Source organism: Mycobacterium sp. DL440, from assembly GCF_011745145.1.
Taxonomy (GTDB): Bacteria; Actinomycetota; Actinomycetes; order Mycobacteriales; family Mycobacteriaceae; genus Mycobacterium.
Genome location: NZ_CP050191.1, coordinates 3,446,804 through 3,459,684 on the forward strand (window position 1 = coordinate 3,446,804; position 12,881 = coordinate 3,459,684).

Consider the following 12,881-nt stretch of genomic DNA (forward strand, 5'->3'; position numbering starts at 1 on the left):
CAACAAACAAAAACCACCAAACACACTATTGAGTTCTCAAACAACAGACTTTTTATTCTTTGTCACCCTGTTTTGGGGCAACCCCACCAGCTTAATCGGAATCTTGCCAGCGAGTCAAGTTGCTCATTTTGGCTTATTTCATCCGGTCTGAGGCAACCTTGCCAGCTTAGTAAGATCTCCGCTGGCTTGTCAAGTCGCTCCGGTCCGGGGTGTTTCACCCGCTCCGCGGCGACTTCAAAAGATTAGCCCGAGCCAGGGTCCAAGGTCAAATCGGCTGGTCAGCGCGATTTCGAGGTGGACGGACCAGCTCGAACGTGCTGGCTACGACCCTACTCTTTCGATCTCCGCTCCGAGGCTCAACAGGTTTTCCACGAACAACGGGTAACCGCGATCGATGTGGAACACGTCGTGCACCTCGGTCTCGCCATCCGCGACCAAGCCGGCGAGGACCAGGCCGGCACCGGCGCGGATATCCGACGACCACACCGGCGCGCTCGAAAGCTGCGGAATCCCCCGCACCACCGCGTGGTGTCCGTCGGTCCGAGCGTCCGCTCCCAGCCGGATCATCTCCTCGACAAACCGGAACCTGGCTTCGAACACGTTCTCGGTGATCATTGACGTCCCGTCGGCTACCGCCGCCAGCCCGATCGCCATCGGTTGCAGGTCGGTCGGGAAACCGGGGAACGGCAGCGTCGCCACGTTCACCGCCTTGGGACGCTCGTACTGAACCACCCGAAATCCGTCATCGTTCTGGGTCACGGTCGCGCCGGCGTCGTGCAACTTGTGCAGTACCAGCTGCAGGTGTTGCGGGTCCACGCCCGTCACCGAGATGTCTCCGCGCGTCATCGCCGCGGCTATCCCCCACGTGGCTGCCACGATCCGGTCACCGATCACCCGGTGTTGTGTGGGATAGAGCCGGTCGACACCGGTGATCGTCAGCGTCGACGTCCCCGCACCGCTGACCTTGGCGCCCATCTGGTTGAGCATCGCGCAGATGTCGACGATGTCGGGTTCGCGCGCAGCGTTGTGGATCGTGGTGACACCTTCGGCGAGCACCGCCGCCATCAGGATGTTCTCCGTCGCCCCCACTGACGGGAACTCCAGCTGGATCTCGGCACCCCGCAGACGATCGGCCTCGGCCACCACACAGCCGTGCTCGATATTGCAGGTCGCCCCCAACTGCCGTAGCCCGGCCTGGTGCATGTCGAGCGGCCGCGACCCGATCGCGTCACCGCCGGGAAGCGCAACCTTGGCCTTCTTGCAGCGTCCGACGAGAGGTCCCAGCACGCATACCGAGGCGCGGAACTGGCGGACCGCCGCGAAATCGGCGTCGTACTTGGGTTCGTCGGGCGACGTGATCCGCACAGTGTCACCGTCCAACTCGACAGTGGCGCCCAACCCCCGCAGCACCTCGGCCATCAGCGGCACGTCGAGGATGTCGGGGCAATTGGTGATCGTGCTCGTGCCCTCGGCCAGCAACGAGGCGGCCATCAGTTTCAGCACACTGTTCTTCGCGCCACCGACAGCAACTTCGCCTGATAACCGGTTTCCGCCGGTCACCAAGAATCGCTCGCTCACGCCGGTTAGTGTAGACAGCCTGCCGTCGAGTTTCCGCCTGCTCGGACAGATCCGTCGAGCCCGGCGGGCTTGTCCTCAAGCCCGGTACGGTTCAGCTATGGCGGTTCATCTCACCCGTATCTATACCCGCACCGGCGACGACGGCACGACCGGGCTGAGTGACTTCAGCAGGGTTTCCAAGAATGATTCGAGGTTGGCGGCCTACGCCGACTGTGACGAAGCCAACGCGGCCATCGGCGTCGCCGTAGCCCTGGGCGGACCCGATCAGCAAATCCTGGCGACACTACGCCAGATTCAGAACGACCTGTTCGACGCGGGAGCGGATCTGTCCACTCCTCTGGTCGAGAACCCCGAGCACCCGCCATTGCGGATCTCCCAGGCCTATATCGACCGCCTGGAGAAGTGGTGCGACGAGTTCAATGAGTCGCTGCCCGCACTGAACTCGTTCATCCTTCCCGGGGGAACTCCGCTGTCGGCACTCCTGCATGTCGCCCGGACTGTGGCTCGCCGCGCCGAGCGGTCGGCCTGGATTGCCGTGGACGAGCACGGGGACTCGGTCAGCGTTCTGCCGGCGAAGTACCTCAACCGGCTGTCGGATCTGTTGTTCATCCTGTCGCGGGTCGCGAACCCGGAGGGAGATGTCCTCTGGAAGCCTGGCCAGGCTCAGTAATTCCGGCGCCGAGCTCGCGGCGAGGGCCGCGACTCGTGCCATGACGTGAACGCCGTCAGCGCTCCCCGGTCCAAGGCGATCTCATAGCCTTGCCGGCGTTCGGGGCTGATGTCGCGCAGTTCGAGAATCACGATCTGATCGGTCATGATGTCGAACTCGTCGCCACGCGGAGGGCGGCGCGACACCACTTCCAGCCCCCGCCGGCTCAATCGCCGATCAGGCCACCACCGCATGCTGGACAGCCGGTAGAACCCGGCCTCCCCACCGCGGTAGCGCATCACTCCATGGCGCCAGCCGTGGCCGCCGTCGGCGGGATAATCGCGCAGGATGGCCGCTGTTCCGCCGACCTGTCGCAACTTCCACAATCGGTAGCTCAGGGCACCGACCGCCAGCAGCAGAACGCAGACGAGCGCGACCATGCCGATCATGGGCGCGCTCATCCGTCGTCTCTGTCGTCAGTCGATCTGGCCGACGGCGCGCAGCCGCGCCCGACCCCATGCCGCTGTCCGCTCGTCGTCGGACTCAGCATCCCGCTTGGCGGAGTCAGCGTCGATCTCGGATTCGAACTGAGCGTTCTCCACCAGGATCCGGACCGTCTCCTCGGTCACCGACAGGAAGCCGCCGTCGACGGCGATCCGTAGATCGTCCTCGCCTTCACGCTCGACCCGCACCATGGCGTCATCGACGAGCTCCGCGACCAACGGAATGTGCCGCGGCAGGATGCCGATCTCACCAGCGGTGGTCCGGGTGAAGACGAACGTAGCGGTGCCGGACCAGAGCTCACGCTCGACGGCAACGATCTCGACGTTCAAATCAGCCATGTCACACCACCTCTCGAATAGGAACGCTCAGCTCAACCCATTGGTTCTTCGCGCAAGCGCTCATCACAGCTTGGCGCCGAGGCTTTCGGCCTTCTTCGCCAGATCGTCCAGACCGCCGATGAGGAAGAACGCCTGCTCGGGCAGGTGATCGAACTCGCCCTTGGCCAGCTTGTCGAAGGCCTCGATGGTCTCCTTGAGCGGCACGGTCGAACCCGGCTGGCCGGTGAACTGCTCGGCCGCCATCATGTTCTGGCTCAGGAAGCGCTCGATCTTACGGGCGCGGTACACCAGCACCTTGTCCTCTTCCGACAGCTCGTCGATACCGAGGATGGCGATGATGTCCTGAAGGTCCTTGTAGCGCTGCAGGATGCGGATGACTTCCTGGGCGACGCGGTAGTGCTCGTCGCCGACGACGCTGGGGTGCAGGATCGTCGAGGACGAAGCCAGCGGGTCCACAGCGGGGAAGATGCCCTTGGAGAACACCGCACGCGAGAGCTCGGTGGTGGCGTCCAGGTGGGCGAAGGTGGTGGCCGGTGCCGGGTCGGTGTAGTCGTCGGCGGGCACGTATACGGCCTGCATCGAGGTGATCGAGCGACCACGCGTCGAGGTGATGCGCTCCTGCAGCTCACCCATCTCGTCGGCCAGCGTCGGCTGGTAACCCACGGCCGAAGGCATACGACCCAACAGGGTCGAAACCTCGGAACCGGCCTGGGTGAACCGGAAGATGTTGTCGATGAAGAGCAGCACGTCCTGGTTCTGCTCGTCGCGGAAGTACTCGGCCATGGTCAGGGCCGACAGGGCGACGCGCATACGGGTGCCTGGCGGCTCGTCCATCTGGCCGAACACCAAGGCGGTGTCCTTGAGGACGTTGGCGTCGGCGAGCTCGACCCACAGGTCGTTGCCCTCACGGGTGCGCTCACCCACGCCGGCGAACACCGAGGTGCCACCGAAGTTGCGGGCGATGCGGTTGATCATCTCCTGGATCAGAACGGTCTTGCCGACACCGGCACCACCGAACAGGGCGATCTTGCCACCACGCACGTACGGCGTGAGCAGGTCGACGACCTTCAGTCCGGTCTCCAGCATCTCGGTGCGGGGCTCCAGGTCGGCGAATGCCGGCGGCTTGCGGTGGATCGACCAGTGATCGAAGTCCTTGCCGTAGCCGGGCTCGTCGAGGCAATCGCCGAGGGCGTTGAACACGTGGCCCTTGACGCCATCGCCGACCGGCACCGAGATCGAGGCGCCGGTGTCGCGGACGTCGGTGCCACGCACCAGGCCATCGGTGGGCTGCATGGAGATGCAGCGCACCAAGCTGTCGCCGAGGTGCTGGGCAACCTCGAGCGTCAGGGTCTTGGCGAGCGCACCGTAGGTGATGTCGGCGTGCAGCGCGTTGAACAGTTCAGGCACGGCACCGCGCGGGAACTCAATATCCACCACCGGGCCGGTGATACGGACTACGCGGCCCGCGGTCTTTTCTGCAGTAGCAGTCATTCTCTCTTCGCTTTCCTACGAGGCTTTCGTCTTTGGTCCGGCTAGCGCGCGTCGGCCAGCGCGTTCGCGCCGCCCACGATCTCGCTGATTTCCTGGGTGATCTGCGCCTGACGTTCGCGGTTGGCCGCCAGCGTGAGTGCCTTGATCAGATCGTCGGCGTTGTCGGTGGCCGACTTCATGGCGCGCCGGCGCGAAGCCGACTCCGAGGCCGCCGCCTCCAGCAGCGCCGCGTACACGCGGGTGGCTATATAACGAGGGAGTAGCGCATCAAAAAGATCCTCGGCATTCGGCTCGAACGAGTAGAGCGTGTGCGGACCGGTTTCCACCTCACCGACGTACTCGACGACCAGCGGCGCAATCCGATGCGCCACGGCGGTCTGCGAGAGCATCGACCGGAACTCGGTAGAGACGATGTGCAGTTCGTCGACGCCCAGAATGCCGTCGGCCCCCGCATCATCGCCGTCATCGTCAGCGCCGGACATGAACGCCGTCACCAGGGTGTCGGCGATCTCCTTGGCGTTGGTGTACTCCGGACGCTCCGAGAAGCCGGTCCAGGACTCGACGACGGTGCGCTGACGGAAGCTGTAGTAGCCCAAGGCCTTTCGGCCGACGACGTAGAGCACCGGGGTCTTGCCCTCGTCCCGCAGCAGCGAGAACAGTTCTTCGGCCCGGCGCAGCACGTTGGCGTTGTAACCGCCGCAGAGACCGCGGTCCGAGGACACCACGAGCACACCGGCCCGTTTGGGGTTCTCCCGCTGAACGAGCAACGGGTGATCCAGGGCGCTGGCACCCGCAAGCTCGGTGAGCATGTTGGTGATCTCGGTGGAGTAGGGCCGGGCCGCATCAACCCGGGCCTGTGCCTTGGCGATCCGCGATGTGGCGATCAGCTCCTGTGCCTTCGTGATCTTCTTGATCGACGAGGCGGAGCGGATGCGCCCGCGAAGCTCGCGAAGTGTGGCTGCCATTGGTTACCTAGGCCTTCTTCGGTGCCGGCTTGCGAACCTTGACCGATTCCTTCTCCAGGTCCGCGGGGTCGAGTGCGTCGGCATCGGCCTCCTTCACGACCACGGAGCTGCCGTCGGTGGCGGCGAAGCCCTTCTTGAACTCGTTGATGACCGAGACCAACTTCTCCTCGTTCTCCTCGGAGAGCTTCTTGGTCTCCTTGATGCCCTTGAGGATGTCGGAGTGGCTGGCCTTGACATGCTCCAGCAGCTCGTCGACGAAGCGCGTGACGTCCTCGGCCGGAACCGAATCCAGGTGACCCTGGGTACCGAGGAAGATCGAGACGACCTGATCCTCGACCGCCAGCGGGCTGTACTGCGCCTGCTTGAGCAGCTCGACCAGGCGGACACCACGGTCCAGCTGAGCCTTGGAGGCCGCGTCCAGATCCGAGGCGAAGGCCGCGAAGGCCTCCAGCTCGCGGTACTGCGACAGATCCAAGCGGAGACTTCCTGCTACTTCCTTCATCGCCTTGATCTGAGCGGCGCCACCGACGCGGGACACCGACACACCGACGTTGACGGCCGGTCGCACACCCTGGTTGAACAGGTCGGACTCCAGGAAGCACTGACCGTCGGTGATCGAGATGACGTTGGTCGGGATGAACGCCGAGATGTCGTTGGCCTTGGTCTCGATGATCGGCAGACCCGTCATCGAACCACCACCGAGTTCATCGGACAGCTTGGCGCAACGCTCCAGCAGCCGGGAGTGAAGGTAGAAGACGTCGCCGGGGAATGCCTCGCGGCCCGGCGGGCGGCGCAGCAACAGCGAGATGGCGCGGTAGGCGTCGGCCTGCTTGGAGAGGTCGTCGAAGACGATCAGCACATGCTTGCCGTCGTACATCCAGTGCTGGCCGATGGCCGAGCCGGTGTACGGCGCCAGCCACTTGAAGCCGGCCGGATCGGAGGCGGGGGCCGCGACGATGGTGGTGTACTCCATCGCGCCGCCCTCTTCCAGCGCCCGCTTCACGCTGGCGATGGTGGTGCCCTTCTGGCCGATGGCGACGTACACGCAGCGCACCTGCTGCTTGGGGTCGCCGGTCTCCCAGGCCTCACGCTGGTTGAGGATGGTGTCGACGCAGACCGCGGTCTTGCCGGTCTTGCGGTCACCGATGATCAGCTGGCGCTGGCCACGGCCGATCGGGGTCATGGCGTCGATGGCCTTGATACCGGTCTGCAGCGGCTCGGACACGCCCTGGCGCTGCACCACCGACGGGGCCTGCAGCTCGAGTGCGCGCCGGGTCTCGGACTCGATGTCGCCCTGGCCGTCGATCGGCTGACCGAGCGGGTTGACGACGCGACCGAGGAACGCGTCGCCGACCGGCACCGAGAGCACCTCGCCGGTGCGCTTGACCTGCTGGCCCTCTTCGATCTTCTCGAACTCACCCAGGATGACGGCGCCGACGCTGTGCTCGTCGAGGTTGAGCGCCACACCCAACACACCGCCCGGGAACTCGAGGAGCTCCTGGGTCATGACCGAGGGCAGGCCCTCGACGTGAGCGATGCCGTCGCCGGCGTCGACGACGGTGCCGATCTCTTCACGCTCGGTGTCGGCGGAAAACGAGGATACGTAGTCCTCGATGGCACCTTCGATATCAGCAGCCGAGATTGTCAACTCTGCCATGGTTTTTCGTCTTCCTACCTTGTTCTTGGGTGGTTCGTGGTTCGGGTTAGTCCGGCAGCTGGCTGGCCGCTGCGGCCAATCGGGACGAGATCGAGCCGTCGATCACTTCGTCACCGACGGTGATCGACAGGCCACCGAGCAGTTCCGGGTCGACATGCAACTGCACTGACACCGGGTGTCCGTAGATGCGGGTGAGCACCTCCGACAGCCGGGTCCGCTGGGCATCGGTCAGGTCAGCCGCGGCGGTCACGTGAGCGACCACTTCACCGCGACGGGCGACTGCGAGCTCGGCCAGGTCAATGACGGCCTCGTCGGCACGCTCACCGCGCAGCAGTCCCACAGTCTGGGCCAGCAGCGCCGCTGCCGTCCCGTTTCCACTCGCGTTACCGCCGAGAACCTTGTCCAGCAAGGCGACTCGACCGTCAACCGGGGTGGTGTAGTCACTCAGCAAGGCCGAGAGTTTGGGCTCGGCGTCGAGCAGGCGACCGAACCGGAACAGTTGGTCCTCCACTTCGTCCACCTCACCGGCGGTCTCGGCGCGCTTGAGCAGGGCCAGACGTGCGGTGTGTTCAATGGCGTCGACCAGGTTCGATTCGGTCGACCAGCGCTGCGAGACGGCAGTCCGCAGCACGTCCAGTGTGGTGTTGCCGACCTTGCCAGACAGCAGACGGTCGACCAGTTCGGCCTTGGCGGCAGTCTCGTCGGCCGGCTGGGCCAGGTGCCGGTTCAGCGTCGACTCCGACAGCAGCAGCTTGGCGACCGAGGTCAGCTCCTCAGCCAGCGTGGTCAGCCCATCGGCGTCCAGACCGCCCGCGACAGAGTCGAACTTTCCAACCACGGCAGCCAGCGACTCGCGACTCGCCGCACGCAGCTTCGCCGTGGCGGCGGTGTCGATCACCACTGCCGACGGCGCCATCTGGTCGAGCTCGGCGAGAAACCGGTCGACCGTGGCGGCCTGCGCGGCCGGGTCGGCGACATGTGCCCGCACCAGAGCGTCGGCCTTGGCCACCGACTCTGATCCGAGACCAGTCCGCAGCTGACGGATGAGCTGCTGGCGCATCAGCTGTACCTGCTGAACACCCTGCGCCTTGATCCGCTCGGCATCCGTGCCGGCCTGCTCGGCCAGCTGAGCGGCGATCCGCTCGGAGTCATGCGAGGCCTCGTCGGTCACCTTGGTCGATTCAGCCTTGGCGTCCGCGAGTGCCTTGGCGTGCATCTCATCGGCATCGGCGAGCTTCTTCGCCGCATCCGCACTCTCGGCGAGCGCGACCCGCACGGCATCCTGCTGCTTCTGCATCAGGCTCCGCACCGGCGGCACCACCCACTTGATGATGATGTAGGCGATGACGGCAAAGCCGATCAGCTGCCCGATAAATATCGACATCTACTGCGTCCCACCTGATTTCACGTCGATGCCCAAAATTCGGTCGGCCAGGATCTGCGAGAGCCCGTCCACCGACGACTCCAGACCCGACCGCACTCCGGCACCCTGGGCAGCAAGCTGCTCATCGGCCTGGCTCACGGCTTCGGCCACTTCGGTGTTGGCTTCGGCACGCTTGGCATCGACCACTTCGCGGCCCGCTGCGCGGGCCTCGTCACGGATTGCAGATGCCTGGGTACGCGCCCCGGCCATCGCCTCGTCATAGTCGGCCTGTGCCGCGGCCACCTGTTCGGCTGACTTCCGATTGTCGGCGGTGGTCTTGGCCAGCATCGCTTCGCGCTCTGCCAGCACCTTGCCGACCGGTGGCACAACCCATTTCGCGATCACACCGAGCGTGATCAGGAAAATGATCAGCACGGCGAAGAAGGTGCCGTTGGGAACCAGGAAGTTGCTCTGGCCCCCACCGCCTTCTTCCGCTGCCTGGCTTGCAGCCAGGATCGTTGCGCTCAGTTCACCCATGCTGATGGACTACTGCAGGCCCGGAGTGGCGAAGACGAACAGCGCCATGAAGGCCAGGTTGATGAAGTACGCGGCCTCCACCAGACCGACGGTGATGAAGAACGGGGTGAAGAGCCGGCCCTGGGCCTCGGGCTGCCGGGCGATGCCGGAGATCAGCGCGTTACCCGCGATACCGTCACCGATACCAGCGCCGATGGCGCCGCCACCCATGATCAAACCGCCACCGATCAGCGCGCCGGCCGTGATGAGGGCGTTGGGGTCGAGTTCCATTCCTTTTATCCTCCTTGATAACTGGTGGCTGTGCCGCCAGAGGTTCGTGTTGTGCAGTTGTAGAGATTTAGTGGATCAGCTCAGTGCGCATGGCCGTCTTCGTGGTCCAGCTCCATCGACTGGCTGAAGTACAGGATCGTCAACAGCGAGAAGATGAATGCCTGGATCAGGCCGACGAACAGGTCGAAGGTCTTCCAGATCGCGTTCGGCGCCCACTGGATGTACCAGGGGAACATCGCGATCAGCGCAACCAGGATGCCGCCGGCGAAGATGTTGCCGAAAAGTCGGAGGGCCAGCGAGATCGGCTTGGCGATCTCTTCGACGATGTTGATCGGCGCCAGGAACGCGACGTGGCCCTTGATCACCTTGACCGGGTGCCCGATGATGCCACGACGCCAGATACCGGCGGCGTGGTAGGCGAGGAACACGAACAGGGCCAGGGCCAGCACGAAGTTGATGTCGGAGGCCGGCGGCTTGTACCACTCGGCGGCGGCGCCGTCCGCTCCTCCGTACTGCAGCGGCAGCACCGCCAGCCAGTTGGAGATCAGGATGAAGACGAAGATCGTCACCGACAGCGGCAGCACGAAGGGGGCGACCTTCATACCGATCGAGCCCTCGATCTGCTGACGCATCTGGATGGTCAACGCCTCCCAGAACAGCTGCACACCGCCCGGCACGCCGGTCGAGGTGACCTTGGCCCGCAGGACGAACGCCAGGGCGATCACGATCACCGCGGTGACCGCGGTGGCCAGGATGGTGTCACCGTTGAACGTCATCCCGAACAGCTCGAACACCATCGTGTGGTGGCCGACGTGGATGGCGGCGCCACCCTCTTCGGCAGCGAGCACGGTCGTCGTCTGAGTCATATAGGTCAGCTCAACCCTTCGATTCCGTATCCAAGACATCCAGGCCGTTAGAGCGGATCTTCCGCAGCACGGGGATGCTGGTGCTCATCACCAGCAGGGCCTGGAAAATCGCCAACCCGAACAGCACCGCGATGCCGCTGGGCTTGAAGACAAACGCGATGGCGAGTGCGATCGCGGTGATGATCAGCAGCCGCGTCGCGGAGTTCACGGCCATTTTCTTCTTGAGCGGGTGGTCCTCGGCCGTGATCGATTCGACGGCGCGACGCACCAGCAAGGCGTTGACCAAACCGAGGACCAGGCCGACACCGAAGAAGACTCCGAAGAAGATGTGCCCGGTGAATCCGGCGGCCAATACGGCCAGCGCGGTCAGTACTACGCAAACAATCAGGAGACGCAGCGGCCGGAAGGCCACCGATGGGAACACCAACGGCGCGTTCTGCGCTGGTGTCGTCACCGCTTCACCCCAATCCCGCCGTTACGGAAAGCTGTCCCCTCGGATGCGCCGGCGACGTATACCGCCTGGCAAAACCCTGTGCGTGCCCGACGAGAATATCGGAGGGCAACGGGCGGGCTGAAATCACCCACGGGGTAGCTCCCTTTGTCGGTCGTTGATCGGCACCTGACGGTTCGTCGAACCGATGGGCCGGGCCGGCAACCCGCGAGGTTTTTCGGGTTCTGGCAGCACGGTACCACATGGTAGGCACCCTAAAACGGGGCCTACTACTTTTTGTCGTACTCCCCTTCGTGCTCGTCGGCGGACCCTTCATTTCCGCGTTGCAACAGCGGTATCAGCGTCACCACGATCGCCACCAGAATGGCCGCCGCGACCACCGCTCCGGTGTAGCGCGGATCGAAGAAAATGGTCGCCGCAGCACCGAAGGCGATAATGCCAACCCATAGGTAGATCAGCAGGACCGCTCGGCGATGTGAGTGCCCGATCTGCAGCAGCCGATGGTGCAGATGCATCTTGTCGGGGCTGAGCGGACTCCGGCCGGCCCGGGTCCGCCGCACGATGGCCAGCAACGTATCCAGGGCAGGCACCAGCATCACGGCGATCACCAGTAGGAACGGCGACATCAGCGCGAAAACGTCGCGGGCACCGTAGGCGTTCTGCGAGATCGGCCCGGCGGCCGTGGTCGACGCCGCACCCAACATCAGGCCGATCAGCATCGAACCGGAGTCGCCCATGAAGATCTTGGCCCGGTGAAAATTGTGCGGCAGGAAGCCCAGACAGGCGCCGGCCAGAACCACCGAGATCACCGCGGGCGGGTAGAACAGCACGTCGCCACCGTGATCGCGCAACAGCCCGACCGAGAAGATGCAGATCGCCAGCGCCGTGATCAGCCCCAGGCCGGCGGCCAGACCGTCCAGCCCATCGACGAAGTTCATCGCGTTGACGATCGACACCGTCAGCGCGAGCGTCAACAGGATCGACGACACCTGGTCGAGCACGATGGTGCCCACTCCCCCGATCGGGATGTAGAGCACGCTCCAGGCCACACCCATGGTGACCAGCACGCTGGCCGCGGTGATCTGCCCGGCGAACTTGGTCAGGGCGTCCAGGCCCCAACGGTCGTCGATCAACCCGATGGCCATGATCAGCCCGCCCGCCACCACCACTGCCGGCATACCGGTGGAGTAGACGAAACCCCGGGTGAGTGCGGGCAGTTGGGAGGCCAGCAGCACCGCAGCGGCCACCCCGATGTACATCGCCAACCCGCCCATCCGCGGTATCGGTTGTACGTGGACATCACGTTCGCGCGGATAGGCGACGGCTCCGATCCGGATGGCGAGCACGCGCACCCAGCCGGTGGCGAAATACGTGATGATGGCGGCGGTCAGCCCGACAAGCGCGAGTTCACGCAGCGGAACACCGGCGCCCCGGTCCGACAGAGCGAGAAGCCCGGAATTGACCGCGGGAAGCACTGCGTCACCGGCCGACATCACCGATGAACCGTACTGCAGCAAGCTGAGATCACTCCGTAGGTGTTGTTGTGAGCGTGGACGTTTCCACGCCCACGACCCTGGCGATGTCCGCCGCGCTGATCGGGCCGGTCCGCAGGATGCGGGGGTGGACGCCGGTGAGGTCGACGATCGTGGACGCGGCCTGTTGTTCGGCCGGCCCACCGTCGAGATAGACCTCGACCTTGTCGCCGAGTTGCTCGTGGGCCGCAGCTGCGGTCGTCGCGGCCGGCTGGCCCGAGACGTTCGCACTGGACTGGGCCATCGGGCCGACTTCCCGCAGCAGCTCGATGGCCACCGGGTGCATCGGCATCCGGAGCATGACGCTGCCGTTGGCGTCCCCTAGGTCCCACTGCAGTGACGGCGCTTGTGTGACCACCAAGCTCAGCGCACCCGGCCAGAATGCGCGGATCAATTCGCGAGCAGCCGGCGGCACCGAATAGACCAGACCGTCGATGGTGTTCCACGAACCGACGAACACACCGACCGGCATGTTGCGGCCACGCCCCTTGGCGGCGAGCAGACTGCCGACGGCCTCCCGATCGAAGGCATCCGCCCCGATCCCGTAGACGGTGTCGGTCGGCATCACCACCAGCCGGCCGCCCTTGACCGCGCTGATCGCCGAGGCGATACCGGTCGCACGCTGCTCGGCATCGGTGCAATCGAAGATGGTCATGTCGGCTCCCCGGTCGGTGCGCGCA

14 protein-coding genes are annotated in these 12,881 nt (G+C 64.9%); 1 reads left to right on the forward strand and 13 read right to left on the reverse strand.

What is annotated here, in order from left to right:
- Window positions 1-321 precede the first annotated feature (321 nt).
- Complete coding sequence (gene murA, locus HBE63_RS16580) at window positions 322-1,578, reverse strand: UDP-N-acetylglucosamine 1-carboxyvinyltransferase (protein WP_166905711.1); 1,257 nt, start codon at window positions 1,576-1,578, stop codon at window positions 322-324.
- 97 nt (window positions 1,579-1,675) lie between these two features.
- Between murA and HBE63_RS16585 the strand changes: the two genes are divergently transcribed.
- A complete protein-coding gene (locus HBE63_RS16585; RefSeq protein ID WP_166905712.1) occupies window positions 1,676-2,248 on the forward strand; it encodes a cob(I)yrinic acid a,c-diamide adenosyltransferase in 573 nt (190 codons plus the stop codon).
- On the opposite strand, the gene HBE63_RS16590 is transcribed toward HBE63_RS16585, so the two are convergent.
- The 12 genes from HBE63_RS16590 to HBE63_RS16645 form a co-directional block, all read right to left on the reverse strand.
- On the reverse strand, window positions 2,242-2,688 hold the full coding sequence (locus HBE63_RS16590; RefSeq protein WP_166905713.1) for a DUF2550 domain-containing protein: 447 nt from the start codon (window positions 2,686-2,688) through the stop codon (window positions 2,242-2,244). The two genes, HBE63_RS16585 and HBE63_RS16590, sit on opposite strands and share 7 nt — an antisense overlap.
- Window positions 2,689-2,703: 15 nt before the next feature.
- A complete protein-coding gene (locus tag HBE63_RS16595; RefSeq protein ID WP_166905714.1) occupies window positions 2,704-3,069 on the reverse strand; it encodes a F0F1 ATP synthase subunit epsilon in 366 nt (121 codons plus the stop codon).
- A 63-nt stretch (window positions 3,070-3,132) separates the two neighbouring features.
- Window positions 3,133-4,560, reverse strand: a complete 1,428-nt coding sequence (atpD, locus tag HBE63_RS16600) for a F0F1 ATP synthase subunit beta (RefSeq protein WP_090428634.1) — start codon at window positions 4,558-4,560, stop codon at window positions 3,133-3,135.
- Window positions 4,561-4,601: 41 nt separating this feature from the next.
- Window positions 4,602-5,525 (reverse strand): F0F1 ATP synthase subunit gamma, encoded by a 924-nt coding sequence (locus HBE63_RS16605; RefSeq protein WP_166905715.1) that lies wholly within the window; start codon window positions 5,523-5,525, stop codon window positions 4,602-4,604.
- Between the two features lie 7 nt (window positions 5,526-5,532).
- Window positions 5,533-7,182, reverse strand: a complete 1,650-nt coding sequence (atpA, locus tag HBE63_RS16610; RefSeq protein ID WP_166905716.1) for a F0F1 ATP synthase subunit alpha — start codon at window positions 7,180-7,182, stop codon at window positions 5,533-5,535.
- Between the two features lie 46 nt (window positions 7,183-7,228).
- A complete protein-coding gene (locus HBE63_RS16615; protein WP_166905717.1) occupies window positions 7,229-8,566 on the reverse strand; it encodes a F0F1 ATP synthase subunit B/delta in 1,338 nt (445 codons plus the stop codon).
- The gene (locus HBE63_RS16620; protein WP_166905718.1) at window positions 8,567-9,082 is read right to left on the reverse strand and encodes a F0F1 ATP synthase subunit B; all 516 of its coding nucleotides are present in this window, start codon (window positions 9,080-9,082) and stop codon (window positions 8,567-8,569) included.
- A gap of 9 nt (window positions 9,083-9,091) precedes the next feature.
- Window positions 9,092-9,352 carry a F0F1 ATP synthase subunit C gene (locus HBE63_RS16625; protein WP_003888102.1) on the reverse strand — a complete coding sequence of 87 codons (261 nt, stop codon included), beginning with the start codon at window positions 9,350-9,352 and terminating at the stop codon, window positions 9,092-9,094.
- Window positions 9,353-9,432: 80 nt separating this feature from the next.
- Window positions 9,433-10,218 (reverse strand): F0F1 ATP synthase subunit A, encoded by a 786-nt coding sequence (gene atpB / locus HBE63_RS16630; RefSeq protein WP_166905719.1) that lies wholly within the window; start codon window positions 10,216-10,218, stop codon window positions 9,433-9,435.
- 10 nt (window positions 10,219-10,228) lie between these two features.
- Window positions 10,229-10,672: an ATP synthase subunit I gene (locus HBE63_RS16635; RefSeq protein ID WP_166905720.1), complete on the reverse strand. Its 444-nt coding sequence runs from the start codon at window positions 10,670-10,672 to the stop codon at window positions 10,229-10,231.
- Window positions 10,673-10,938: 266 nt separating this feature from the next.
- Window positions 10,939-12,183, reverse strand: a complete 1,245-nt coding sequence (locus tag HBE63_RS16640; protein ID WP_371815036.1) for a glycosyltransferase family 4 protein — start codon at window positions 12,181-12,183, stop codon at window positions 10,939-10,941.
- A gap of 10 nt (window positions 12,184-12,193) precedes the next feature.
- On the reverse strand, window positions 12,194-12,856 hold the full coding sequence (locus tag HBE63_RS16645) for an L-threonylcarbamoyladenylate synthase (protein ID WP_166905721.1): 663 nt from the start codon (window positions 12,854-12,856) through the stop codon (window positions 12,194-12,196).
- Window positions 12,857-12,881 lie beyond the last annotated feature (25 nt).

What these genes read in the sequence shown, in the direction of transcription:
- HBE63_RS16585 (WP_166905712.1), top strand. Translation starts at nt 1,676, where the DNA reads ATGGCGGTTCATCTCACCCGTATCTATACCCGCACCGGCGACGACGGC.
- HBE63_RS16590 (WP_166905713.1), bottom strand. Translation starts at nt 2,688, where the DNA reads ATGAGCGCGCCCATGATCGGCATGGTCGCGCTCGTCTGCGTTCTGCTG.
- HBE63_RS16595 (WP_166905714.1), bottom strand. Translation starts at nt 3,069, where the DNA reads ATGGCTGATTTGAACGTCGAGATCGTTGCCGTCGAGCGTGAGCTCTGG.
- atpD (WP_090428634.1), bottom strand. Translation starts at nt 4,560, where the DNA reads ATGACTGCTACTGCAGAAAAGACCGCGGGCCGCGTAGTCCGTATCACC.
- HBE63_RS16605 (WP_166905715.1), bottom strand. Translation starts at nt 5,525, where the DNA reads ATGGCAGCCACACTTCGCGAGCTTCGCGGGCGCATCCGCTCCGCCTCG.
- atpA (WP_166905716.1), bottom strand. Translation starts at nt 7,182, where the DNA reads ATGGCAGAGTTGACAATCTCGGCTGCTGATATCGAAGGTGCCATCGAG.
- HBE63_RS16615 (WP_166905717.1), bottom strand. Translation starts at nt 8,566, where the DNA reads ATGTCGATATTTATCGGGCAGCTGATCGGCTTTGCCGTCATCGCCTAC.
- HBE63_RS16620 (WP_166905718.1), bottom strand. Translation starts at nt 9,082, where the DNA reads ATGGGTGAACTGAGCGCAACGATCCTGGCTGCAAGCCAGGCAGCGGAA.
- HBE63_RS16625 (WP_003888102.1), bottom strand. Translation starts at nt 9,352, where the DNA reads ATGGAACTCGACCCCAACGCCCTCATCACGGCCGGCGCGCTGATCGGT.
- atpB (WP_166905719.1), bottom strand. Translation starts at nt 10,218, where the DNA reads ATGACTCAGACGACGACCGTGCTCGCTGCCGAAGAGGGTGGCGCCGCC.
- HBE63_RS16645 (WP_166905721.1), bottom strand. Translation starts at nt 12,856, where the DNA reads ATGACCATCTTCGATTGCACCGATGCCGAGCAGCGTGCGACCGGTATC.